This window comes from Novosphingobium sp. 18050 (assembly GCF_902706195.1).
Classification (GTDB): domain Bacteria; phylum Pseudomonadota; class Alphaproteobacteria; order Sphingomonadales; family Sphingomonadaceae; genus Novosphingobium.
Map to the genome: position 1 here is coordinate 37,076 of NZ_CACSJO010000028.1, position 22,972 is coordinate 60,047.

At 63.5% G+C, this 22,972-nt stretch carries 19 protein-coding genes; 11 read left to right on the top strand and 8 right to left on the bottom strand.

All coding sequences use genetic code 11. The annotated features are described in order from the left end of the window. Positions 1–3: 3 nt before the first annotated feature. Together GVL61_RS20495 and GVL61_RS20500 are read right to left on the bottom strand one after the other, a co-directional pair. Positions 4–1,395: a sensor histidine kinase gene (locus tag GVL61_RS20495; RefSeq protein ID WP_159982513.1), complete on the bottom strand. Its 1,392-nt coding sequence runs from the start codon at positions 1,393–1,395 to the stop codon at positions 4–6. Between the two features lie 3 nt (positions 1,396–1,398). Next, on the bottom strand, positions 1,399–2,064 hold the full coding sequence (locus GVL61_RS20500) for a response regulator (RefSeq protein ID WP_200844884.1): 666 nt from the start codon (positions 2,062–2,064) through the stop codon (positions 1,399–1,401). Between the two features lie 155 nt (positions 2,065–2,219). Between GVL61_RS20500 and GVL61_RS20505 the strand changes: the two genes are divergently transcribed. The 7 genes from GVL61_RS20505 to GVL61_RS20535 all read left to right on the top strand — a co-directional run bounded on the left by GVL61_RS20505 (position 2,220) and on the right by GVL61_RS20535 (position 9,443). After that, on the top strand, positions 2,220–3,296 hold the full coding sequence (locus GVL61_RS20505; RefSeq protein ID WP_368667138.1) for an ABC transporter substrate-binding protein: 1,077 nt from the start codon (positions 2,220–2,222) through the stop codon (positions 3,294–3,296). Next, the gene (locus GVL61_RS20510; protein WP_159982514.1) at positions 3,293–4,783 is read left to right on the top strand and encodes an OprO/OprP family phosphate-selective porin; all 1,491 of its coding nucleotides are present in this window, start codon (positions 3,293–3,295) and stop codon (positions 4,781–4,783) included. The genes GVL61_RS20505 and GVL61_RS20510 overlap by 4 nt, the downstream gene beginning before the upstream one ends. A 29-nt stretch (positions 4,784–4,812) precedes the next feature. Continuing rightward, the gene (locus tag GVL61_RS20515; protein ID WP_159982515.1) at positions 4,813–6,114 is read left to right on the top strand and encodes a CitMHS family transporter; all 1,302 of its coding nucleotides are present in this window, start codon (positions 4,813–4,815) and stop codon (positions 6,112–6,114) included. Next, positions 6,111–7,181, top strand: coding sequence for an AbrB family transcriptional regulator (locus tag GVL61_RS20520; protein WP_235037818.1), 1,071 nt, complete (start codon positions 6,111–6,113; stop codon positions 7,179–7,181). Before GVL61_RS20515 ends, GVL61_RS20520 begins: the two co-directional genes overlap by 4 nt. Further along, on the top strand, positions 7,168–8,244 hold the full coding sequence (locus tag GVL61_RS20525; RefSeq protein ID WP_159982516.1) for a biotin carboxylase: 1,077 nt from the start codon (positions 7,168–7,170) through the stop codon (positions 8,242–8,244). The genes GVL61_RS20520 and GVL61_RS20525 overlap by 14 nt, the downstream gene beginning before the upstream one ends. Continuing rightward, entirely contained in the window at positions 8,241–8,894 is a 654-nt protein-coding gene (locus GVL61_RS20530) for a YjbE family putative metal transport protein (RefSeq protein ID WP_159982517.1), read from the top strand. The genes GVL61_RS20525 and GVL61_RS20530 overlap by 4 nt, the downstream gene beginning before the upstream one ends. A gap of 189 nt (positions 8,895–9,083) precedes the next feature. Next, a complete protein-coding gene (locus GVL61_RS20535) occupies positions 9,084–9,443 on the top strand; it encodes a cytochrome c family protein (RefSeq protein WP_159982531.1) in 360 nt (119 codons plus the stop codon). Between the two features lie 140 nt (positions 9,444–9,583). Here the strand turns inward: GVL61_RS20535 and GVL61_RS20540 are convergent, their stop codons facing one another. Then, on the bottom strand, positions 9,584–10,546 hold the full coding sequence (locus GVL61_RS20540) for a TauD/TfdA family dioxygenase (protein WP_159982518.1): 963 nt from the start codon (positions 10,544–10,546) through the stop codon (positions 9,584–9,586). Between the two features lie 122 nt (positions 10,547–10,668). On the opposite strand from GVL61_RS20540, the gene GVL61_RS20545 reads away from it, so the two are divergent. Beyond that, entirely contained in the window at positions 10,669–11,568 is a 900-nt protein-coding gene (locus tag GVL61_RS20545; protein ID WP_159982519.1) for a hypothetical protein, read from the top strand. A gap of 26 nt (positions 11,569–11,594) precedes the next feature. On the opposite strand, the gene GVL61_RS20550 is transcribed toward GVL61_RS20545, so the two are convergent. After that, positions 11,595–12,137, bottom strand: a complete 543-nt coding sequence (locus tag GVL61_RS20550; protein ID WP_159982520.1) for a hypothetical protein — start codon at positions 12,135–12,137, stop codon at positions 11,595–11,597. A 279-nt stretch (positions 12,138–12,416) separates the two neighbouring features. Here GVL61_RS20550 and GVL61_RS20555 point away from each other — a divergent pair, with 279 nt between their 5' ends. Further along, positions 12,417–15,482: a TonB-dependent receptor gene (locus GVL61_RS20555; RefSeq protein WP_159982521.1), complete on the top strand. Its 3,066-nt coding sequence runs from the start codon at positions 12,417–12,419 to the stop codon at positions 15,480–15,482. 80 nt (positions 15,483–15,562) lie between these two features. On the opposite strand, the gene GVL61_RS20560 is transcribed toward GVL61_RS20555, so the two are convergent. Next, positions 15,563–17,209: a tetratricopeptide repeat-containing sulfotransferase family protein gene (locus GVL61_RS20560; RefSeq protein WP_159982522.1), complete on the bottom strand. Its 1,647-nt coding sequence runs from the start codon at positions 17,207–17,209 to the stop codon at positions 15,563–15,565. Positions 17,210–17,288: 79 nt separating this feature from the next. Between GVL61_RS20560 and GVL61_RS20565 the strand changes: the two genes are divergently transcribed. Beyond that, positions 17,289–17,558, top strand: a complete 270-nt coding sequence (locus tag GVL61_RS20565) for a hypothetical protein (protein WP_159982523.1) — start codon at positions 17,289–17,291, stop codon at positions 17,556–17,558. A 14-nt stretch (positions 17,559–17,572) separates the two neighbouring features. Here the strand turns inward: GVL61_RS20565 and GVL61_RS20570 are convergent, their stop codons facing one another. Then, entirely contained in the window at positions 17,573–18,739 is a 1,167-nt protein-coding gene (locus GVL61_RS20570; RefSeq protein WP_159982524.1) for an aspartyl/asparaginyl beta-hydroxylase domain-containing protein, read from the bottom strand. Between the two features lie 2 nt (positions 18,740–18,741). Next, positions 18,742–19,782 (bottom strand): hypothetical protein, encoded by a 1,041-nt coding sequence (locus GVL61_RS20575; protein WP_159982525.1) that lies wholly within the window; start codon positions 19,780–19,782, stop codon positions 18,742–18,744. Between the two features lie 81 nt (positions 19,783–19,863). On the opposite strand from GVL61_RS20575, the gene GVL61_RS20580 reads away from it, so the two are divergent. Then, positions 19,864–21,150, top strand: coding sequence for an aspartyl/asparaginyl beta-hydroxylase domain-containing protein (locus tag GVL61_RS20580; RefSeq protein WP_200844886.1), 1,287 nt, complete (start codon positions 19,864–19,866; stop codon positions 21,148–21,150). A 714-nt stretch (positions 21,151–21,864) separates the two neighbouring features. Here the strand turns inward: GVL61_RS20580 and GVL61_RS20585 are convergent. Then, positions 21,865–22,572: a hypothetical protein gene (locus tag GVL61_RS20585; protein ID WP_159982526.1), complete on the bottom strand. Its 708-nt coding sequence runs from the start codon at positions 22,570–22,572 to the stop codon at positions 21,865–21,867. Between the last annotated feature and the right edge of the window lie 400 nt (positions 22,573–22,972).

A 22,972-nucleotide genomic window follows, 5' to 3' on the forward strand; every position in this document is an offset into this window, starting at 1 on the left:
GGATCAGCTTTGCGACGAGGTGAATTTCACCACCACGCGCAGCCCCGGCGCGGCATCGTGCAATTCGAGCTGAGCACCCAGCCGTTCGACCACTGCCTTGACGATCGCCAGGCCGAGACCGCTGCCCGCCGGTCCCTGTTCGCCCTGCAGGCGGGCGAAACGGTCCAGCGCATGATCGCGTGAGGCTGCCGGGATACCGGGCCCGGTGTCACTGACGGACAGCCAGGCGCGGTCTTGCCGCATTTCCAGCCCGATCGTCGCCATGCCGCCGCGCTGGTTGTAGCGGATGGCGTTGTCGACGAGGTTGGAAAGCATTTCGAATACCAGCGTGCGGTGCCCGTCGATGGAGAAGGGCCCGTCGCCCTTGCAATCCAGGCGCAGTTCCACGTCCGCTTCGATGGCCTGCCGGATACGGCGGGAGATGACCGCCTGGCTTACTTCGCGCAGGTCGACGTGTTCGAAGGGGGGCTGCTTGCCCGCCTCGTCGGCGCGGGCGAGGGCGAGGAGCTGGGTCAGCAGGCGTTCGAGGCGGTCGGTCGCTTCTTCGATCTCATGCAGCGCTTCATGCGAGCCGCGCCGGGCCAGCGCGACCTGCACCTTGAGCACCGACAGCGGCGTGCGCATCTGGTGCGAGGCGTCGGCAGTGAAGCGCCGCATGCCCGTCGTGGCATAGTCCAGCTGCGCCAGCAGGCGGTCGAAGGAGCGGGACAGCGGTTGCAGTTCGGCGGGCAGGGGCCCGGTCTGGAGCGGCGACAAGTCGGGCGCGGCGCGGGTGTCGCGCGCCTCGATCACGGTGCGCAGTTCGGCCAGCGGGCGCAGGCTCCATTGCAGAGCCGGGCGGATCAGCAGCAGGACTATGCCCATCAGCACGAATTCGCCGATCAGCAGCGCGGTCATCAGCCCCCGTTCCAGCGCGCGGCGGTTTTCGAGGGTTTCGGCGACCTGCACGACAACCGGGCCGGCGATGCGCGGCAGGTCGCGCCGGATCTCGGCGATGCGGATCGGTTGGCCGCGATATTCGGCAAAGCGGAAGCGGGGGCGATCCGAGGACAGGCCCTGGATCTCGGCGGGGGGCAGGTCGGCATAGCCGGTCACCACGCGGTCGGCGACTGCGACGCGGTAGTAGACGTTGTCGCGCTCGTTGTTCTCCAGCATGCCGAAGGCGGCGGGCGGCAGGTCTAGAGTGACTTCGCCGTGTTCCACCTGCACCGTTTCGGCGATCGCGCCCAGAGCGCCGCCCAGCACGCGGTCGTTGGTGCGGCGCACGACGTCAGCGATTAGGACCCAGCCGATCAGGCCCAGCGCCAGCGCCGGGATCACCAGCGGCCCCATCATCGCCGCCAGCAGCCGGTGGCGCAGCGAGACAGCGCGGCGTGGTTTCGCGGTTTCGTTCATCGTCTAGGTGCGGTCGAGCATATATCCGACCCCGCGCACGGTGCGGATCGCCGGGCCGTCCGGCGCCAGCTTGCTGCGCAGGCGCGTCACGTTCACTTCCAGCGCGTTGGAGCCGACCGGATCGTCGAAGCCGAACACTTCGGCCTGCAGCGTCTCGCGCGATACGATCTGGCCGGCGCGCGCTGACAGGGCCTCCAGCACCGACCATTCGCGGCGGCGCAGTTCGACAAGGCGCCCGTCAACTTCCACCCGGCCGGTGGAGCGGTTGATGGTCATCGTGCCGATACGCACCTCGGGCGCGGCATCGCCGCCGCGCCTGCGGCCCAGCGCACGCACGCGGGCCTCCAGTTCCTCCACCTCGAAGGGTTTGCGTAAATAATCGTCGGCGCCAAGGTCCAGCCCGCGCACGCGGTCGTCCAGGCCATCGCGAGCGGTGAGCATCAGGACCTGCGCCTGATCGCCCCGGGCGCGGATGCGGGCAAGCACCTCGAAGCCGTCGATATCTGGCAGGCCCACGTCGAGGATGACCAGCGAATAGGGCTCGCTGCCGAGGACCGACAGGGCATCCTCTCCGCAGCCCACGTGATCGACGGCATGGCCCGCCACGCGCAGCAGCGCGATGATTGCCCGCGCGAGCGCGGCATCATCCTCGACGATCAGAATGCGCATGAGCGGGATTCGTACCTGAGGAAACCGTGAAAGGTGAATGACAGGTTGTAATCGTAAAGCATCCCCAGTGCTTATCCGACATTCGAGGCGGAAAGCGAGAGGAACCGGCATTGCGCATTCTTACACCCCTCCTGACAATAACGGCGCTTCTGGCGGTGCCTGCGGCTGCGCAGAAGCCAGCCGCAGGCACCGCCACGAAGTCCGGCGCCGCCGTCCAGCGTCCGGCGGGCTATCCGCGCTCTTATGACGCGACCATCGCCGCAGCCCGCACCGAAGGGCGCGTGCGTATCTACGCCAATGCCGACCGCGCCGAACTGGTGCCGGTGGTCGAGGCGTTCAAGCGCGCGTACCCCGGTGTGAAAGTGTTCTACGCCGACCTCGGTTCGACCGAGATGTTCCGCCGCTTCGTGAACGAGACGCGCAGCGGTCAGTATTCGGCGGACATCGTCTGGTCCTCGGCGATGGACCAGCAGGTCAAGCTCATCAACGACGGTTACGCGCAGCAATATGCGAGCCCCGAAAAGCCTGCGCTGCCCGAGACGGCGGTGTGGAAGAACATGGGCTACGGCGTCACCGCCGAGCCGATCGCCATCGTCTACAACCGCAAGCTGGTGCCGCCCGCGCAAATCCCGCGCAGCCATCAGGATCTCGAAAACCTGCTCCGCGCGCGCCGCGCCGAATTCATCGGCAAAGTAGCGACGTTCGATCCGGCCCGCTCAAACGTGGGCTATCTCTATCTCTCGCAGGACTTCCAGACTACTCGCGATACCCGCAGCCTGGTGCAAGCCATCGGCGATACCCGGCCGGTCCTTGCCACCAATACCGGGCCGATGCTGGCCGGCGTCGCTTCGGGCAAGCTGGCGATCGCCTACAACGTGATCGGCTCCTACGCGCTGGAGCAGGCGCGCTGGCACCCCGATCTCGGCGTCGTTTTTCCGCGTGATTACACGCTGGTGACCTCGCGCATCGCCTTCATTTCGCGCGAGGCGCGCCATCCCGCTGCCGCGCGCCTGTTTCTCGACTTTCTGCTTTCCCGCGCCGGGCAGGGCCAACTGGCCCGGCACAGTCTCTGGCCGGTGCGCAGCGATATCCATGCGCGCCGCCTCCCTGCCGGACAGGCGCGCACGGTGCGCGTCGGCCCACAGCTTCTCGTCAACCTCGATCGCCTGACCCGCGAGCGCTTCCTGCGCGAATGGAATACGATCCTTGCCTCCGGACAAAATAAAAGATGACAGGATACCTGAAGGCCGGCGCGGCATTTGCCGCGCTGATCGCCGCCACTCCGGCGCTTGCGCAGGCCCCCAGCCGTGACGACCTTGCCGATCTCGTGCGCGCACAGGCCGCCGAGATCGCCTCGCTGCGCCAGCGCGTGGACCGGCTCGAGGCCGAGCGCACGGTAGCCGCGGCAACCCCGCAGCAGCCTGCGCCCTCACTCGCCGCCGCCGAACCCGAAGTTGCTGCGCAGCCCGTTACGATCGTGACGAAGCCTTACGCCGCGCAGCTCGTCCCTCCCGGACCGGCCGAACGCGACATCGAGCGCAACCGCGCCGCCGCCGTCGCCGCTGCCGGCGTCAGCACCGAATGGGGCTCGGGCCTGCCGGTGTTCCACTCCGCCGACGGCATGTTCACCTTCAAGCCGCGCGGGCGCATCATCACCGATGTCAGCACTTCGATGGGTTCGAAGTCGGACGGGCGGAACATCACGACCACGGGAATGCGGGCGCTGCGCATGGGCCTCGAAGGCACCGTGGGCACACACTTCTTCTACCAGTTCGAAAGCGATTTCTCTGAGAACGAGGTGGACGTCGTCACCGCCTTTATGGGTTGGCGCAATCGCATCTCGCCCGGCCTCGATTACGACGTGCGCATCGGCCACCTGTTCAACGACCGCGGCTTCGAAGGCTCTACCGGCTCTGATTCGACGCCGTTCCTCGAACGCACCGTGGTCGCCACCGCGATCATCCCGCAGCGCGCTTTCTATGGGCTGGGCATCATGCCGCGTCTGTTCTGGAAGAGCGGCCACGCCTCGCTGACAGTGACCGGCGACCGGATCGACGGTGACCAGTCGAGTTCCGACAACCGCACAGTGCTGGGCCGCGCGCACTGGAATCCGATCAAGTCCGACCGCCAGGTGCTGCACCTCGGCATCTGGGGCTTCGACGAAATGCTGCACCCCGGCAAGAACACTTTGACGCGCAACACCGTGATCGGCGGCCGTTTCAATGGCGCGCTGCGCCTGTCGACCGGCAACCTCATCGGCGGTACCGGCACCACTGGCTACGGCGTGGAACTGGGCGGCTATTCCGGCCCGGTCTGGGTCATGGGCGAGGCAGGTGAGCGTCATGCGCGGCTCGACAATGGTCGGCCGGATTTCGTGACCAAGGCCTGGAGCGTAAGCGGCGGCTGGTTCATCACCGGCGACCTGCCGCCGTACAACCCGCGCCTCGGCAGCTTCGGCCAGCCCAAGGTCAAGCAGTCGATCTTCGAGGGTGGCCCCGGCGCCATCGAGATCACCGCACGCTACGAGAATCTCGCCTTCGACGATATCGTCACCCCGGCGGATGGCTGGGCGGCGACGCTGGGCGTGAACTGGTATCTCAACAGCTTCACGCGCTTCCAGGTCAATGCGATCCACTGGAACACGAACAATACCGCCGGTGCCTACACCGGCAAGGACGACGGCGAGACGCTTTCCGCGCGTGTCGGCGTCACGTTCTGATCCCTCTTACAGATACGTAAAGGACAATCATGAGCCTTGCTCTGATCGGCTTCCTGATGGTGGCCACATTCATGACGCTTATCATGACCAAGCGGATGACTCCGCTGGTCGCGCTGACCGTCGTGCCAACGCTTTTCGCGCTCGTCGCCGGCTTCCACGAGGGGCTGGGCGACATGATGATCGACGGTGTTAAAAACCTGGCGCCCACCGGCGTCATGCTGCTGTTCGCGATCCTGTTCTTCAGCACGATGACCGATACCGGCCTGTTCGACCCGCTGGTCGGCAGGCTGATCCGGCTGGTGCATGGTGACCCGATGCGCATCCTTATCGGTTCGGTGGTGCTGTGCGCGATGGTCAGCCTCGATGGCGACGGATCGACGACCTACATTATTACGATGGCCGCCATGCTGCCGCTCTACAAGCGCTACGACATGAGCCGTCTGTACCTGGTTTGCCTGCTGATGGTGACCAGCGGCGTCATGAACCTCACCCCTTGGGGCGGTCCCACGGCCCGCGCCGCCAGCGCCCTGAAGCTGGACCCGGCCGCGCTGTTCCTGCCGCTGATCCCCGGCATGATCGCGGGCCTCGTCTTTCTGGTCCTGCTGGCGATCCATTTCGGCCGCAAGGAGCGCAAGCGCATCGGCAAGGTGGAAAACCTCACCCAGCTCGAGGCGAGAGATCTCGCCGTGTCGCAGTGGCCCGAGGCACGCCGGCCGAAGCTGATCTGGTTCAACGGCGCGCTCGTCGTTGCGTTGCTGGTCCTGCTGGTCTGGGGCGTGCTGCCGCTGCCGATCCTGATGATGCTGGCTTTCGCCATCGCCATGATCGCCAACTATCCCGACACCAAGTCGCAGAAGGAGCGCATCTCCGCTCATGCCGGCAACGTGCTTTCGGTGGTCTCGCTGATTTTCGCGGCGGGTATCTTCACCGGCATCCTTTCGGGCACCGGCATGGTCGAGGCGATGAGCAAGGAAGTGGTCGGCGTGATCCCGCCGTTCCTTGGCCCCTACATGGCACCGATCACCGCGCTGCTGAGCCTGCCGGGCACGTTCTTCATCTCCAACGATGCGTTCTACTTCGGCATGTTGCCGATCCTGGCAGAGGCGGGCGCTCACTACGGCGTCGAGCCGATGGCGATCGCCCGCGCCTCGCTGATGGGCCAGCCGGTCCACCTCCTCAGCCCGCTGGTGCCTTCCACCTACCTGCTGGTCAGCCTTGCCGGCGTGGAACTTGCCGACCACCAGCGCTTCACGCTGGTTCCGGCGGCGCTGTGCTGCCTGGTCATGACGGTGGTGGGCATGCTGGTACTGGCCTTCCCGTTCGTGGGATGAAGGTGGCGGCGTTCCCGATCGGCATGATTGCCCGCTTCCTCGCCGCGCTCGCTTTGGGCGCGGCGGGCGGGGCGCTGTTCTGGTCCATCGGGGTGCCGCTGCCCTGGGTGCTCGGCTCGATGTTCGCCTGCGCGGCGGGCAGCATCACGCGCCTGCCGATAGAGGCGTCCGCCGCCACCCGCCGGCCGATGTCGGCGGTGATTGGCGTCGTGCTGGGCAGCGCCTTTCACCCCGGCCTTTTCACCCAGGCGGCCGAGTGGATCGTGCCGATCGCGCTGCTGCCGGTGTTCCTGGCGGTGGCCGCGTTCGCCTGCATACTCTATTTCCGCCGGGTCGCCGGATTCGATGCGCCGACCGCCTATTTCTCCGGCGTGCCGGGAGGCATCGCCGAAATGGTGGTCCTCGGTTCCGAACGCGGCGCGGACGAGCGGATGGTAGGCCTGATCCACGGCGCGCGCATATTCCTCGTCGTGTTCATCCTGCCGTTCCTGATCCGCGCCTTCGAGGCAGAGGTCCACGCCCCGGTCTTGGCCGCGCCGCAGGTTGCGGGCGCGGCTGGCTGGTCGCTGCTCCCGTGGGCGCTGGGCTGCGCCGTTTTGGGCGCGCTGGTGGGCCGTGCGCTGCGGTTCCCGGCGTGGCACCTGATGGGCCCGCTGTTCGTCAGCGCTGTGGTCCATCTTTCGGGCCTGAGCGATTTTCACATCCCGGCATGGGCCATCGCCGCCGCGCAGGTAGGGCTGGGCGCCACGATCGGGTGCCGCTTCGTCGGCCTCGACCTCGCCACTCTGCTGCGCACGCTGATGCTGGCCGCAGGCTCGACCGCGATCCTGCTAGCGGTGACGTTCTGCTGGGCCTTCGCCATCGGCTGGGCTACGGGGCTGAACCCCGCGCTCGTCGCGCTGGCCTATTCGCCGGGCGGGGTGGCGGAAATGAGCATGGTTGCGCTCAGCCTCTCGCTCGAGGCGGGCTTCGTGATCGTTCACCACCTGGTTCGGGTGATGCTGGTCATCGTAGCAGCACCGCTCGCCTTTCGCATCATGGGAGCCCTCGCCGATGACCCTGCCTGACCCTTTGCGCCAGACCATCGCCATCCTCTATCAGGCGATAGAGCCGCCGGTGATCGACGGCGCCCGCAAGGAAGCCAAGCCCGGCGGCTATTCCGACAGCGGCGCCGACATGGGCGTCGCGCTGCGCTCCGCAGGCTGCACGGTGGCGACGCCGGTGGCCGATCCGGATCCCACACAGGTTTTCGACTGGGTCTGGCCCGACACGGCAGAGGGCATCGCCGCCGCGCTCGCGGCTGGTGCCACGGTGCTCTGGGCCAATACGGTAGTCTTCGCAGGGCACCCCATCGAGGCCGCCAGCCACCGCGCCTGGATCGTCGGCCCGGACCCGCAGGCGATGCAGGCCATCGACGACAAGCGGGCGACCAACGCCCGGCTCCTCGCAGCAGGCCTCCCCGTGGCCCCGTCATGGCTGATCGACGGGGATGCACCAGACCTCGACGCCGAGATCGCGCCGTTTGCGACAAACCTGCCCTTGGTGGTCAAGCCCCTGCGCGGGCGCGGAAGCCAGGGTGTGGGCGTCGCCCGCGATTTCGACCATCTCGCAGCCCAGGTCGCCGCACTGGCCGCCAGCCGCCGCTTCGGCCCGGCGATCATGCTGGAGCAGTTCCTGCCGGGGGAGGAAATCACCATCACCGTCATGCCCGCCGCCGCGCGGCCCGGCGAAACCGCACCGTTCGCGCTGCCGCCCGTGCGCCGGTTCGATCAGGTGGACGACGTTGCGCCCTATAACGGCGATGTCCCGGTCAGCCACAACAGCGCGGTGATGACGCCCGCCGAATGCGCGGCACCCGCCATCGCCGCCGTAACCGCAGCCTGCGAGGCCGCCGCCGCGCTGCTGGAAATCCGCAGCCCCATGCGGATCGACTGCCGCGCCGATGCGGAGGGCCGGTTCTTCCTTTTCGACGTCAACGCCAAGCCCAACCTCACCGGCGCCGGCCGACCGGGTCGCGCTGACGAGGATAGCCTTTCCACCCTTGCCGCCGCCGCGTTAGGTTGGCGCTACCCAGACTTTCTCGTCGCCGCGCTCAGCGCTGCATGGACCAACAAGGAAGACCCCGCATGACCGACCTGTGGCAACACATCGTTGCCGATTTCTCCAACATCGGCTCTCCCGCCGCACTGGCCGCCTTCGGGCAGGTAGTGTTGATCGACATCATGCTGGCAGCCGATAACGCCATCGTCGTGGGCGCGCTTGCGGCGGGCCTTCCGGCGACGATGCGCCGCAAGGTTATCCTGATCGGCGTGTTGGCCGCGCTGGTACTGCGCGTGATCTTCGCGCTGGTGGTCAGCCAACTGCTCCAGCTTGTCGGTCTCGTCTTCGCCGGCGGCTTGCTGCTGGTCTGGGTGGCGTGGAAGATGTGGCGCGAACTTCAGGCCGGAAACGAAGGCGAAGGCGATGTCGACGCCGTCGCCAGGTCGGCGCCGCGCAGCTTTGCCGCTGCCGCCTGGGCCGTGGCCGTTGCCGATGTCAGCATGAGCCTCGACAACGTGCTGGCCGTGGCCGGCGCCGCGCGCGATCATCCCGGCATCCTCGCTATCGGCCTGGTACTGTCCGTGGCCCTGATGGGCCTTGCCGCCAACGTCCTGGCGCGCGTGATCGAGCGTTACCGCTGGCTCGCCTATGTCGGCCTGCTGGTGATCCTCTACGTTGCGGGCAAGATGATCTGGGAAGGCCTCGTCGACCCTTCGCGCGGACTGCTGGTCCTGTTCTGATGACGGATCCGGTCGTTGCCCTTACAAAGGGCTTCGGCCGGATGGGACAAACCGTCCGATGGGCAGGCCCCTCCGGCGTCCTTACAGGAGTGCCAGAAGAGGAGGCCTGTCTTGCGGATTTCGGTTTATGCGTACCTGTTGTTGCCGCTTGTCCTGGGGGCGTGCTCGGACGACAGGCATGACGAACGCATGCGCGCCGCCGGACCCAATCCGAGCGTGGAGGCGCTGCTCAAAGTCGCCGACGTCGATGCCGGCGCGCGCAAGTTTCGCACTTGTGCGGCATGTCACACGATCACGCAGGGCGCATCGGATCGCGGCGGCCCGAATCTCTACGGCGTGTTCGGCAAGGTCCCCGGCCAGAACAGCGCGCGCTATGGCTATACGGCAGCGCTGCGGAATGCAGGCGGCATATGGGACGTGCGCAGGCTGGATGCCTGGCTTGCCGATCCCAAAAAAGTCATTCCGGGGACGAACATGCAGTTCGCAGGGGTGCCTGACCCGCTCGATCGGGCCGACCTGATCGCATATCTGCGCAGCCAGTCGAACTGAGTTCCGCTGGATAACGCTGTGCATAACTTGTGGATTGCCGTGGAAGCAGGGCGAAATCCCTGGCTGGGGCGCCAGGACCTGAAGCCAACGAAACTAAAGCCTAAGCAATTGATTCCAATGTTTGCTTTCGCAGGGGCAGGTTACTGCCATTCCGGCGGCAGGGGCGGTGCGAAGTCTCGTTGACGCCAGAGCGGTTCCACAGGCTCTTCCGGTTCGGGATTCGCGAAGCCCACATAGCCGAAAAACGTAGCGATAATCCGTTCGCGGGCATCCTGGATTGCGGTGCGGCCATGCATGAAACGGGTATTGTCGAGCATCAGCACATCGCCAGCCTGCCAGTCGATGGCCACGCCGACCTGGTCACCGGCCGCCCGGATTGCCTGTAGCCATGGTTCAGGTACGGGCCTGCCATCGTCCAGCAATGGAAAATCCGGACGGCGATTGTTGAAGCGGGCGAAAAGCAGGAAATTGCCGAATGCCGGCTGATCGCTGAACATCGGGCGGTGCAGTGCCGGACGGGTGAATATCCGCACGATTTCCCCATCCAATTTGCGGAAAAAGTAGGGACAGTTCGCAGGGGGGGCCAGCAGTTGGGCATCGGTCGGTTGCGGCGTACCGAGCCAGAAATCGAGCAGCCCCGGCCAGGTCGGCTTAATATAAAGCAGCCGCCTTTCCTCAAGCCCGCGGCGCACGACTTCGGGGAGGGCGCGGACCAGTTCAATCCCGTCGCAGATCGTGGTTGCGCCGCCCGCAGATGGCGGCGACAGACAAGCGAAGAAGGCAGCATCCGGCTTCCATGGCTCGCGTGATAATTCGGGGTGGAATGAGAAAGCACCGGTGCCGCCGTCCACTGTATGAACGTTATGCGCAGGGTCCAGCGCCCGCCGTCCTGGGCTCTCGTTGATGACCGATGTTGTGCAGAACTGGCGGGCGAATCGGCCGAACCTTTCGACGTCGGTATGGAACCCGCGCAGCAGCAGCGCCCCGTGGGCCTTGTACAGCGCGACGATTCGTGCCGGATCGACGGCGAGGATATCCTTCACGTCATCGGGCTCGATCAGTATATACGGGCGGCCCAGCGCGGGCAGGCTGACTTTCGGCATGTTGACAACGGGTAGCCGCTGATCGGTCCTTGGGCTATACTCTATCGCATATGGCTCTTACACTCGCCGATCTCCTCGCCTCCCCGGATCATTATCTTCATTCGTTCGAGGGCGAGGTCGCAGTGTTCGTGCCGATGAGCCGCGCTGCCTATCACCGCTCCATCTTTCTGGATGGTCGGATCTCGCCGGAAGGGGAGGGTGCGCTGCGGGTGCCGCTCGCGACGTTCCAAGACACCGTGGCGCGCGCTTCCCGAACGGGATGGGTATTTCATGTGGCTCATTGCGGGTCGACCCTGCTCGCCCGCGCTCTCGACCAACCAGCCACCAACCTGATCCTGCGCGAGCCGCTGGCCTTGCGCCAACTGGCGCTTGCGCCTGACCAGAGGCGCCTGGCTCTGGTCGCGGCCATGCTGGGGAAACGCTATCGGCCAGAGGCACCGACGATCGTCAAGGCGAACGTGCCGGTGAATTTCATTCTGCCGCAGCTGGTGGCGCTCGATCCAGGCGCGCCGGCAATTTTCCTGTATCTGGACTTGCGCGATTATCTCCTGGCGATCCTGCGCAGCGCCGATCATCGCGCCTGGGTGGGCCGCGTGACGCATCAGCTTGGAGGATATCTCGGCGACCTTACCGGATTGGGAATTGGTGAGTGCGCAGCGGCACTATGGTTGGCGCAGATCCGCGCTTACGCAAATGCACTTGCTGCCCTTCCCAACGGCCGAAGTCTGAATGCCGAACGGTTTTTTGCCGATCCGCCGGCAGTGCTGGCCGCCGCTGCCGCGCATTTTTCGGTTCCGATGGACACTGCGACTGTCATGGCGGTGGCGGACGGGCCGTTATTCGCGACTTATTCCAAGAATCCGTCGCTGTCGTTCGACAATACCGACCGGATTCGGCGGCGCGAGGAACTTCGCTCGTCGCTCGAGGAAGACATGGCCGCCGCCCAGACATGGATCGAGCGACACGGGCCGGATGCCTCGTCTACTTTGGGTAAACTGGCAGACGCGGATCTCCTTCGATGATTGCGTGCCTTGGCTGAACTTTTGGTTCAGCGCAGCCGCATGCCGCGTACCGACCGCAGCCCCTCGACCGCGATAAAATAATTACCCATCGTCCCCTTTCGGATGCGGACCTTGTTGCCTGCCTTTGGGGGAAACGGCATTGGGTCGGTCGTAGTCCACAGCGCATCGCCTTCGGCTACCCGCAGTTCGACGCGTCCATTGGCGGTGCCGCGGACGGAGGTGATCGTCGTTTCTATTTCCTTAAAATCACTCTGCTCGGCCACGCGCGCACTATTTGAATCGCCCTGATCACCGTCGAAAAGCCCGATGCGCGGCAAGGTGAAGCCGAACAGCGAGCGCCGAGCCGTTCGCACATCCTGTCGGCTGACGATCGTGACTTCTTTGTTCTTCACCGCCGCTTCGAGATCGCGCGCTGCCGCATCGAAGCAATCGGCGCGGGCCTGTGCCGCCGTGAGTGTGCGGCAATGTGCGAAGGCCTCCAGGACGACAGGCCCCGTAACCGATTCTGCCTCTGCTTCGCCAGTACAGCAGAGAACCATCAATGATGCTGCGATCGCGTGCCCCTTCATCCGAACCCCATCAATTAAAAATTTGAAACTGCATCTCGCCAAGACGTTGGCAACATCAAGCCCTGCAAACGGTTATAGTTTACTTGCCGGACGATCAAGAAGTTCGTCGAACTGTGATTAATTTGCGACATGTTACAAGTATATTTCAAAATTTTTGCGATGCTGGTTGCGGCGCGGCAAAAGCGAATTAGCCTCACCCCATAAGCCATAGCACGGCCGAGATAAGCCGCCGCAAGGTGCATGTTCCGGGGCATTTGGATTACTACAGGGGACACGTTCATGTTCATTCCGTATCGTACGCGCCTGTTAAGCTCGACATTGCTGCTCAGCGCCGCTTTAGCTGCCAATCCCGCATTTGCGCAGGCCGAGGCTCCCGAGGCTCCACCCGCCGCCGAGGACAACACGAATACCATCGTCGTCACCGGTACTCTGATCCGTAATCCGAACCTGAAATCGTCAAGTCCGGTATCAGTGATTGGTCAGGAAGAGATCAGCCTTCGCCAGGTCAACAATGCCGAACAAATCCTGCGCGATCTACCTGGCGCCGTTGCCAGCATCGGCTCGGCCGTCAACAACGGCAACGGCGGTGCATCGTATGCGGATCTTCGCGGCCTCGGCAACTTCCGCAACGTCATCCTGCTGGACGGCAACCGCATCGTTCCTTCCAGCGCTGTCGGCCGCGTCGATCTCAACAACATCCCCCTCGCGCTGATCGAACGCGTCGATACGCTGACCGGCGGTGCTGCGACCACTTATGGCGCAGACGCGGTCTCGGGCGTCATCAACTTCATCACGCGGTCCGATTTTTCGGGTATCGAGGTGAACGCGTCTGAGCAGATTACCGAACAGGGCGACGGTGAGAATAACCGTATCGACATCACCATCGGTAGCAACTTCGACGATGGTAAAGGCAACGTCGTCTTTTCGGTTGGTTACCAGCATTCGGACCCCGTTTATCAGTCGGACCGCAAGTTTTCGAACAACAACTATACTTCGACATCTGGCGGTGTCGGCGGCTCGGGGACGACCGTGCCGAGCCGTTTCACGATTGGCGGGCTAGCTGGTGAGGGCAACCCGGGCTTTGTCTCGGGCAACCGCCAGATCAATCCGACTACGGGCGCACTTGGCGCAGTAACGCCGTTCAACTTCAACCCGTACAACGTATTCCAGACACCGTTCAAACGGTTCAATATGTACGGCGCCGGCCACTACGAGGTCGCCGATAACGTCGAGATCTACACGCGCGGCTTGTTCTCCAAGAACACTGTCAGCACGATCATCGCTCCATCGGGCATTTTCGGAACCAGCCTGGCGATCCCGTTCTCGAATCCGTACCTGCCCGCTGCGGCGCGGGCTACGTTCTGCGCCAACAATGCCACGTTCAACGCGGCGGGTGTGCGCCAGGCACAGCTGACGACGGCGCAGTGCGACGCGGCGGCGACGGCGACGGATATCAACGACCCCAACTTCCGGTACTTCACGGCAGCCACGAACCGTCGAACTACTGAAGTCGGTCCTCGCGTCTCCGATTACACTACCCAGATCTTCGACTATCGCGCCGGGATCAAGGTGGGCATCACCGATTCGATCGACCTCGATGTGTCAGGCGGCTACGGTGAGTCCGAGAACCAGCAGACGATCCGCAACTATGTACTCGCATCAAGGGCCGTGTCAGCGGCGTTTGCGACGAACACCGCGACTTGCCTTGGTGGGGCGCCGGGCGGCGCTGCGATCAATGCCGGTTCGGGCTGCGTTCCGATCAACCTGTTTGGCCCCGAGGGTTCGATCAACGCGAACCAGGTCAGTTATCTGACCGCGGACAGCACGTCGACAAACCGGGCATCGCTGGCGCAGGCTCGCGCACTGCTTTCGGGCGATATCGGCGTCTCCTCCCCCTTTGCCGAAGATCCGATCGGCTTCGCGCTCGGCGGCGAGTTCCGCAAGTATAAGGCTTCGCAGGATTCTGACATTCTGTCGCAGACACCTGGCGAACTCGGCGGCTCCGGTGGCGCTTCCCCGACCTTCACCGGTGGCTATGAGGTCTATGAGGCCTATGGCGAGGTGATTGCACCGCTCATCACCGATCGGCCCTTCTTCAGGAGCCTGACGCTTGAGGGTGGCCTGCGCTATTCTTCCTACAAGGTGAAGGCAGCGGGATCGCCCAGCTACGAAACCTGGACTTACAAGGGCGCGGCAACCTGGGAACCGACCGATGGCCTGAAGCTGCGCGGCACCTATCAGCGTGCGGTTCGCGCGCCGAACATCAACGAGTTGTTCGCCCCGGTTTCGACCGCGCTCACCAATCTGTCTTACGATGCCTGCGCTGGCTCGGCTCCGCTGACGAATGCCAACCTGAGGGCGGTCTGTCTCGCCCAGGGCGCGACGGCGGCGCAGATTGGTAACATCGAGACTCCGACGGCGGCTCAGGCCAACTTCACCGGCGGCGGCAACATCAACTTGCGCCCGGAGAAGTCTGACTCGTATACGCTTGGTGTAGTGTTCCAGCCCAGCGTCGTGCCGCAACTGTCGATCACGGTCGATTACTATAATATCAAGATCGTCGATGCTATTTCGCAGCCGACGGCAGGCGATGCGTACAATCTTTGCTTCGGCGACGCCGAGGGCAGCGGCATTACCGCCGACAGTGCGACCAATCCACTTTGCACGCAAATCCGACGCAATCCGGATTCGGGCGCTCTGGACGGTGACCCGGCGACCACGCCCGGCCTGTTCATTCTCCCAAGCAACCTGGGCCGGATCAAGACCGACGGCATCGATCTTGGCATCAACTATCGCCGTGACCTTGGCTTCGCAAAGCTGAGCTTCAGCTTCCTGGGCAACTGGACTCACAAGTCCGAGTTCCAGGCGACGCCGGTTTCAGACGTGCGGAGCTGTGTAGGCCTTTACGGACAGAACTGCGGTTCTCCGGGTTCGGCGGGGCCGAGCTCGAGCGCCGGTTCGCTGCAACCGAAGTTTACCTGGAACCAGCGCACGACGCTGACCTTTGGCGAGGTCGACGTTTCGCTGATGTGGCGCCACATCAGCAAGATGAAGGTCGAGGATGGCGTGACGACGTTTGAGGGCACGCTTGAAGATGGTTCGCTTGCGGGCAAGGACGTAAACTTCGGACGGATCAAGGCTTACGACTATTTCGACTTGGCCGCCCGTTTTGGCGTTAGCGACAACTTCGACCTGACGCTCACGATGATGAACATGTTCGACAAGCAGCCGCCAATTGTTGGTGGCACCGTGGGCTCGACCACGTTCAACAGCGGCAACACTTATCCGTCGACGTATGACACCCTGGGTCGCCGTTTTGCGGTGGGCGCTCGCCTGAAGTTCTGAGCAAACGCTTAGAAATGGTCTGAAAAAGGGGTGGGCTTCGGCCTGCCCCTTTTTTTCGTGTGAGGCCGGCGGCTGTGGCTTCAGGGTTCGAAGCCAAACTTTTCCACCCAGGGAGCCAGGATCGGCAGGGCCGGTGCCAGTTGCGCGGCATAGCGGTGCCATTGGCCGCGGCCATCATATAAACCGCGCCGGACTTGCGTCACGCTTGCTGTCTGGACACCGCGAGCCTGCGCGGTACGGTCGAAGCGCCTGAACGCCTCGGTCCATTCCAGCCCGACGAACGCCGCCATGGCGCGTACCGTGTTCTCGAAATCGGCAACCAGTCGGTCGTACCGGACTTCGTGGAAGGCGAGGGGCAGACGCTCGCGACACCGCTCGGTTAACTGCATGAGCGCAGCATAGTGGCTTGCCGCTTCAGTGAGATCGCTGAATGCCCATGCGGCCGGACTCGGGGTGAAGTTGATCCGGAAGCAACTCAGCACGATGTCGCGTGGATCGCGGCGCATCACGAGGATACGTGCCTCGGGAAACAACCGGGCAATAATAGGCAACTTGATGCCGCCGAGCGGATTCATATCGACAAAATGCTTGCCTACAACATCACCGCCGTAGTCCGTCACGCGGCGCCAGTAAGCTGCCCGCAACGCCGCGACTTGCGACGGATCCAGGGCATCGAGATTGGGCATGGTGCCGTCGTTCATGACAAGCACATCGTCGGTGTCCGCCAGCGTGTCACGTTCCTCCAGCGCGATAACCCCGGGCGCGCTCGCCAGCACATTCTCGACCAGAGTAGTGCCCGATCTGGGATAGCCCAGCAAAAAGACGTGGGTCGCTGCCTGGCCGGGAGTCGGGGGGAGTACGGACGGAAGTTTGGTTTTTGGCGCGGCCTCGACCTGAGCCATGATCGTCTCGATATAGGTTCGATGTGAGCGGCGGTCCGGGGCAGGGCCCAATATCGGCGCATAGACCGATCGGAAATTGTCCTGGGCTTGCGCGTAGCTGACGAAAGCCTGCTCGGTTTTTCCTTGCCGGTCGAGCGCGTCGCCCATCAAGGTCAACGCCCGGGTTCGGTCATCGCCTCGGATTTCGGTGCCTAGAAGTGCAGCCAGCCTGTGTTCGGCCCCGGCACCGTCGCCAGCCTCAATGGCAAGAGTTGCCAGCGCACAAGTCGCCGCATGATCGTGAGGTTGCAGTGCGAGTGCACGACGGGCGAGTTCGCGCGCATCAACCGCTTCGCCGCGTTTGGCAGCAGCGTCCGCCAGCCTTCCCAGAGCAGGAGCAAGCTGTGGGTCGATCGCCAGCGCGCGCAGGTAGCTATCGCGTGCCGCTGCCTCTTCGCGCATCGAATCGAGTGTGTATCCACGCTCCAGCCAAGCCGCAGCATGGCGCGGTTCGGCGGCAACGACGTGATTGAGGACAGCGAGAGCCTTCTCCAACCTTCCTTCCTTGCGCAGCACCGCGCCGATCCCGCCGAGCACCATCACATCGCCCGGTGCAAGCGCGAGCGCCTGTTGCAGCAGGCGGTGCGCGCCCAGATAATCACCAGCTTCCTCGCGCCGCCATGCGGCCAGATTCAGAAACAACGCATTCGTTTCGTTCTTGGCCAAGGCCGCTTCGGCAAGTTCGGCCGCGCGCGCAATGTCGCCGGCGGCAAGGGCGTTTTCGATCGCCGCGTGGGCTTTGGCTCGCCTGCTGGCAGAGAAAGATGCTGAAGAGTTCTTGCGCATATAACTCCGAATACCGTCCTGTCTTTACCCTCGTAACGACCTGTATTATCTTCTGCGGTACTTTGTAGGGAATACTTTCATGATGCGATCAGTAGTCGCGGCCGTCCTGTTTTTGACCAGCGCCGCGGTCGTTAGCGCTGCCGAACCCCCGAAAGCCGATGAGCACGAGAAATCGTCCGACAACGGTGAGAAGATGATCTGCAAGCGCTTCGCTGCGACCGGCTCGCTCGTCAGCACGTATCGCACTTGCAAGACGAAGCGCGACTGGGAAAGAGAACGCGATGCGGCGCGATCAGTGGCCAACGGTGTCAATTCCTGCGCCAATCAGGGAAGCACCGGCTCCTGCTGATTGATGGGCTGGCGTCATGCGCTGACCTGATCCTCGCCCGTCGCACCATAGGCGCCGATGGCCTGATAGAGGGATGTCAGCGCGGCGCGTTCATCTGCGCCCAACTCCGGGTGCCAGATTTCGAACAGCAGGACGACACGTAAACCATCGCTCTCGTTCCAGGCTTCATGTTCTATCGTGTCGTCGAATATCATCATGCGGCCTTGCTCGACCGCGCGCTTGTGATTTCCGACCCGCAGCGAGCAGCCCGCCGGCACGATTAGCGGTAAATGGCAGATCAGCCGCGTATTGAGCATGCCGTGATGCGGCGGAATATGCGTGCCGGGCCGCAGCGCCGAGAAGAGTACCATCGGCGAGCGGCCGGCAATATGCGGGATTGGTAATCCGTCCAGTGCGGCAATCGTCGCCGGAAATCGGGCGACGTTCTCGGATACTGGTGAACCATTGCGATAGAGGTGGAGCGCGCTCCACCGCGGATCTGCCAGCAGCGGATGACGCTTGGCAGGGCGGTTCTCCTCGGCGGTCACGTAAGGCGTCAGCGCCCCTTTGTCGGCGATAACCGCCTCCAATTCCGTGCGGATCGCCGTTGCCTTGCCCTCAAGCGCAGGAGCCCATGCGAACTCGTCGCGCTCGAAGAATGCGCGTTGCGGCAGGCCTGGGTAATAGAAGCTGGTCGGTTGTTGCAGTTGCACTTCAGCGCGCCCGGCGAGGATTTCAAGCGCCTCGGTGAAGCGTGGTCCAGCCGTGGATGGCACGATGCCATCTTCCCGCATATGCTGGTCAAGGTGTGTTTCGAACACCGACCCTGAACGAGCGACCGCCGTTTCGGCCCGGCGCAGCATGGCAAGCAGGTCGGCGGGGAGCCGTCTCGCGCGCGGCGCCTGCTTCAATGCCGCCTGATACCAACTGACCGCCGCGCGTGCATCGCCGCGGCCGGCCAGCAGATCACCCCGCATGATCAGCGCGTAGAGATTTGTTGGCTCTGCAGCGAGAACGGCGTCCAGCGCGCGATGAGCTGCCGGACCATCCCCAAGTATCGTACAGGCTTGTGCCAGCAGCAGTCGCATCTGGTGCGTACCGCGCCCCGCCGCGTCGATGGCGTCGAATGCCGCTCGCGCCGCTTGCGCATCCCCTCGCTGCAGCGCGGAAATCCCGGCGTGAAGAGCGGTGGCAGGGTCCATGGCTATCGCGGCGCCTCGTCGAGCAGGGGGGCTGGGAGGCGCATGTCGATCCGGGCGGTCTGCGCCACAACTTCGGTCCAGCGCACTACCTTGTCGATCTCCTCGGCGTGGATATGCTCGGCGGCGTGATGCTCGGCAACGCGATCGGCGGCGGCGAAGGGAGTATCGAACTTGGAGTGGCGGCTAAAGGCAGGGCCGGCAAGGATCTCGCCCAGTTCTGCTGCATCGAGCGGGAGCCCGAACAGTGCGGCAAGCTGCTTCATCGCGGCGGCTGGGTCGCCCATCAGGGCGGCGCTGCTCAGCGTGCGGACGCGATGCGGCCCGAAACGTTCGACCAGCCCGGTAAACAGTGCGTGCTGCGCCAGCCACCCGACTGCCGCGACCTGGAGGTCGCTCTGTTCGAGATGATCGCGCGCGGTGAACCCAAGGTCGACCAGTCTATCGTCCAGCAGACCCAGCAGCAGGGTGCGCACCCACAGCCGGCCGTCGAGCCCCTTCTTGGCGATCGAGGCAAGATAAGTCCGTAACGGCGCGTGAAGCAGCACCGCGCGAGACTGTGGGCGCAGCGCCAGCATCGCAGCCGCCATGCCATTTGCGATATTCGATGGCTTCACGACCACCGCCTCACCCGGTGAGAACGGGCGCGCCAGCAAGGTGAGGACGCCGTCCAGCACGCTCGCCATGTCAGGGCCCTGGCCGCCGCGTCGGCGCCAACCCACGATGTCGTTGAAAATGACCGGCTCCTTGAGCCCCATTGCCCAGCCCGGCCGGTCGAAGGCACGGGCAATCAGGGTCGAGCAGCAATAAGCCGAATGGAACACGAAATGGATCGGTGCAGGCGGGGGTGCCATCGCCAGGGCATCACTGCGGCGGATGACCAGCGGCGTGAGCCCAGCGGGAATGAATTCGTCGGTCAGGAAAGACGCCGTGCGGTGAACCGCGCGCGGCACGGCCATGAAATGCACAGCGTCGTGCCCCGGATCGTACCGATGTGCGAGCCACTCGGCGTCCGCGATGGAGGCGGGCTGAGGGGGGAAAGTCAAGTTAAGCCGTCGGACATCGCACCAAGATTTGCAGGCTCTCGGCTGTTTGTCCAGCCACGGTTGCTGGGTATAGCTGCGACCATGAATGAGATCGAGATTCGGCGCGCGTTGCATATTGCCGCTGACGCCCAGCGGAATGGCCGGAACGACCAGGCAGCACATCTCTATCGCGATGTGCTGGCGCGGGCAGGCGAGCAGCCGACTGCGTTGAATGCGCTTGGCATGAACGCGCTTGCCGCCGGCGTCTACGGTGAAGCGGCTGACCTGTTCCGGCGCGCAATCGCCGTCGATCCGAAGGCGGTCAATCTTTGGATGAATCTCGCCACGGCACACCGCCGGCAAGACGATACAGCGGGTGAGAAGGCGGCGCTGGATGGCGCGCTGGCCTGTGACCAGCGCCATTTCATGGCCACGGTCCGCTTGGCTGAACTGTTCGAACGAACCGGAGAACCGGCACGTGCGACCGAGCGGTGGAGCGGTGTATTGGCAATGGCGCCGCTGATCGACGAACGCTCGCCGGCGCTCGAGACGCTGTTTGCCCATGCTCGCGATTACGTCACGCGCCAGCAGGCTGATTTCGCCGAAGCCGTCGACACCGGACTGGCGGCCATGCGTGCAGAGCAATCGCCGGCGGATCGGCGGCGTGTCGACGCCGGCATCGACCATCTGCTTGGGCGACGGCAAATATACCCCAATATCTGCGCCGGCCTGCATATTCCGTTCCTGCCGGCTGACGAGTTCTTCGAGCGGGGCCACTTTCCATGGTTCGGGAAGATCGAGCAGGCGACCGGTGGGATACGGAGTGAGCTTGAGGCGCTGCTCAACACGCAAACGAGCGGCTTTCAGCCTTATGTGGCGATGGCGCCCGGCACACCCGCCAATAAATGGTCACCACTCGACCACCGGCCGGACTGGAGCGCATTCCATCTTTGGCGCAATGGCCAGCGCAATGACGACGCCTGCGCTCGCTGTCCGCAGACCGCTGCTCTGGTGGAGGCGTTGCCCCTGGCGCGTGTACCGGGCCGCGCACCAACGGTATTCTTCTCGCTACTGCAGCCGGGCACGCATCTGCCAGCGCATACGGGGGTGAGCAATATGCGCACGATTGTCCACCTGCCACTCATTGTCCCAGATGGATGCGCCTTTCGCGTTGGCGGAGAAACGCGCATCTGGCGGACGGGCGAAGCGTGGGCGTTCGACGACACGATCGAGCATGAAGCGTGGAACCGCTCGGACAAACCCCGTGCGATCCTGATCTTCGACGTTTGGAACCCGTACCTGACGACCGGAGAGCAGCAGTTGCTGCGCGAATTCTTCCCGATCGCAGATCGCAATGGCCAAGATTTGCGGATGGACAGGTCGGATTGATAGCCTTGCAAGTCGACTGCTGCCATCAAAGATGTTCTCGGGCTACGGGAGCTTGGTCAATCTCGACGTTCCACGACTCATCTAAAATGCTGGCTGGGGCGGCAGGATGCGAACATCGGGAGCAACTATTTTCAAAAAAATTTATTTCAAAATATATATCACATGAAATCGAGAAAAATCACATCACATATGATCATGTTTGGGGTACATTGATGCGTAATGATCTGTGATGTTGATTTTTCCAATCTATTCATTGCTGATTGCTAGACGGTAAGGAATTTATTTGATCTAAAGTGCGCGATATCTGTATCATCAATGATGAATGCGAGCATTGATTGAACTGGAGATTTAGGGCTCCCGGCGTAAGTCGTGGGTCTTCTGGCGGTTAAGGCGGACCACGGATTATGAGCATGCTTACGCCGTGCCGGTGCGGCCGCAAGTAGGCCAGATTCGCCGGAACCGGTCAATCGCAAGTTAGACAGTTGCTGGTCGGCTACGCGCCCATTTGAGCCGTACCGCTCCTCGGTCAATCCTCTTAAAAGCAGCCGGGCCGGATAGTGCAGCCGTCTTGCGCTGAGTGGCTCCGCCAAAAGTATATACCCGGGCCTCATAGCTCTGAGTGAAAGCGTTCACAGAGGAGATGCCCCAGACGCACTGGCGCCAGCGTAAATTCCGGCCGCCGGACGTTGTGAATCTGCCTTGAAGACCTGCAGATCAGCGGCGCCGTAAATGACTTTGTTCGACGAAGTGCCGCGGCCGTCGAAACGGGTGAAACGAGAAGCATTGTGGAGCGCTCCTGCCCGCACCCACATCTGACGATTTTGCGGGCCAGCGGGTCGCAGAATGCCGACTTCGGCAATCTTCAAAAACGCCCGCACCCGGTGCGCCGAATTGGAAACCACCTGGAGTGGCCTCAATCTCGAACGGTCTGCCAAAAGGCGATACGCTGCGCTGAATGCCCGCCTTCGCGTACAGCCCCCGCTGTCCGTGAATAGTCACGTTCACTCCCGGCGCTGCGACCGGATCGCCGCTGAGGCCAGCTTGGATGGGGATCAAACCGCCGAGGCCCGCCGCCAGAACCGGGCCACCACTGGTGAAAAGGCCGACATATTCGTAGACGTTGGATAGGTAGCCCGCTTTGATCTCCAATTTGCCGACGAACGGCCTTTGATGCACGGAGAGCGTTCGTAACCGGATAGTATTGGGCGCGTTCAGGCGCAGGCTGGAAGCAAAGGCCACGACGCCGGCGGTGACTGTCGTGTTGGGAAGGCCAAGCTTGTCGGCGCGCCACGACAGGTTCATGCTGTTGGTGGAACTCTGCAGGGTGAAGCGCTGCCCGTTGTAACGTTGCGGCCGTCGGGGCTGCCCGGTGTCATTCAACTGCGCCACGAAGATATTCGCGCTTCGCATCGTGAGGGACACGTTTTGCGCTGCAAGTGCACTTCAGAACCTCCTCCCCGTATCACGCAGAAGCGTATCTCCCGTTCCGGGAAACTTTGTAGTGACGCCGGCTCTTCCGGAGCATCGAACGAACGAAAATCGGGCGTTACCTGAAGCGGCTCATCCGGTTACGCATCCCGTGCACAACACATCATCCGGAGTCGGCTGCGGCTTCTCCGCAGCGCAGGCAGGAAGCGCAAATCACAGTAGTCGCCAGTGATATGGCGTGGGCTAGGCAGCGATGGACGGGTAGCGTGTTGATTGCCACTGAGATGTGACCCGGGATTACCATTGAGAATTGACCCGGGTGGGTATGAGTTATGTGCTGCCGTTGACCGGCAGGTTCAAGATGCGGGCTTCTCCTTTCTCGCTTTGGGCGCAG

Excerpts from the sequence above, each read along its gene's own strand:
- GVL61_RS20495 (WP_159982513.1), bottom strand. The coding sequence starts at position 1,395 with ATGAACGAAACCGCGAAACCACGCCGCGCTGTCTCGCTGCGCCACCGG.
- GVL61_RS20500 (WP_200844884.1), bottom strand. The coding sequence starts at position 2,064 with ATGCGCATTCTGATCGTCGAGGATGATGCCGCGCTCGCGCGGGCAATC.
- GVL61_RS20510 (WP_159982514.1), top strand. The coding sequence starts at position 3,293 with ATGACAGGATACCTGAAGGCCGGCGCGGCATTTGCCGCGCTGATCGCC.
- GVL61_RS20515 (WP_159982515.1), top strand. The coding sequence starts at position 4,813 with ATGAGCCTTGCTCTGATCGGCTTCCTGATGGTGGCCACATTCATGACG.
- GVL61_RS20520 (WP_235037818.1), top strand. The coding sequence starts at position 6,111 with ATGAAGGTGGCGGCGTTCCCGATCGGCATGATTGCCCGCTTCCTCGCC.
- GVL61_RS20525 (WP_159982516.1), top strand. The coding sequence starts at position 7,168 with ATGACCCTGCCTGACCCTTTGCGCCAGACCATCGCCATCCTCTATCAG.
- GVL61_RS20530 (WP_159982517.1), top strand. The coding sequence starts at position 8,241 with ATGACCGACCTGTGGCAACACATCGTTGCCGATTTCTCCAACATCGGC.
- GVL61_RS20535 (WP_159982531.1), top strand. The coding sequence starts at position 9,084 with ATGCGCGCCGCCGGACCCAATCCGAGCGTGGAGGCGCTGCTCAAAGTC.
- GVL61_RS20540 (WP_159982518.1), bottom strand. The coding sequence starts at position 10,546 with ATGCCGAAAGTCAGCCTGCCCGCGCTGGGCCGCCCGTATATACTGATC.
- GVL61_RS20550 (WP_159982520.1), bottom strand. The coding sequence starts at position 12,137 with ATGAAGGGGCACGCGATCGCAGCATCATTGATGGTTCTCTGCTGTACT.
- GVL61_RS20555 (WP_159982521.1), top strand. The coding sequence starts at position 12,417 with ATGTTCATTCCGTATCGTACGCGCCTGTTAAGCTCGACATTGCTGCTC.
- GVL61_RS20560 (WP_159982522.1), bottom strand. The coding sequence starts at position 17,209 with ATGCGCAAGAACTCTTCAGCATCTTTCTCTGCCAGCAGGCGAGCCAAA.
- GVL61_RS20565 (WP_159982523.1), top strand. The coding sequence starts at position 17,289 with ATGATGCGATCAGTAGTCGCGGCCGTCCTGTTTTTGACCAGCGCCGCG.
- GVL61_RS20570 (WP_159982524.1), bottom strand. The coding sequence starts at position 18,739 with ATGGACCCTGCCACCGCTCTTCACGCCGGGATTTCCGCGCTGCAGCGA.
- GVL61_RS20580 (WP_200844886.1), top strand. The coding sequence starts at position 19,864 with ATGAATGAGATCGAGATTCGGCGCGCGTTGCATATTGCCGCTGACGCC.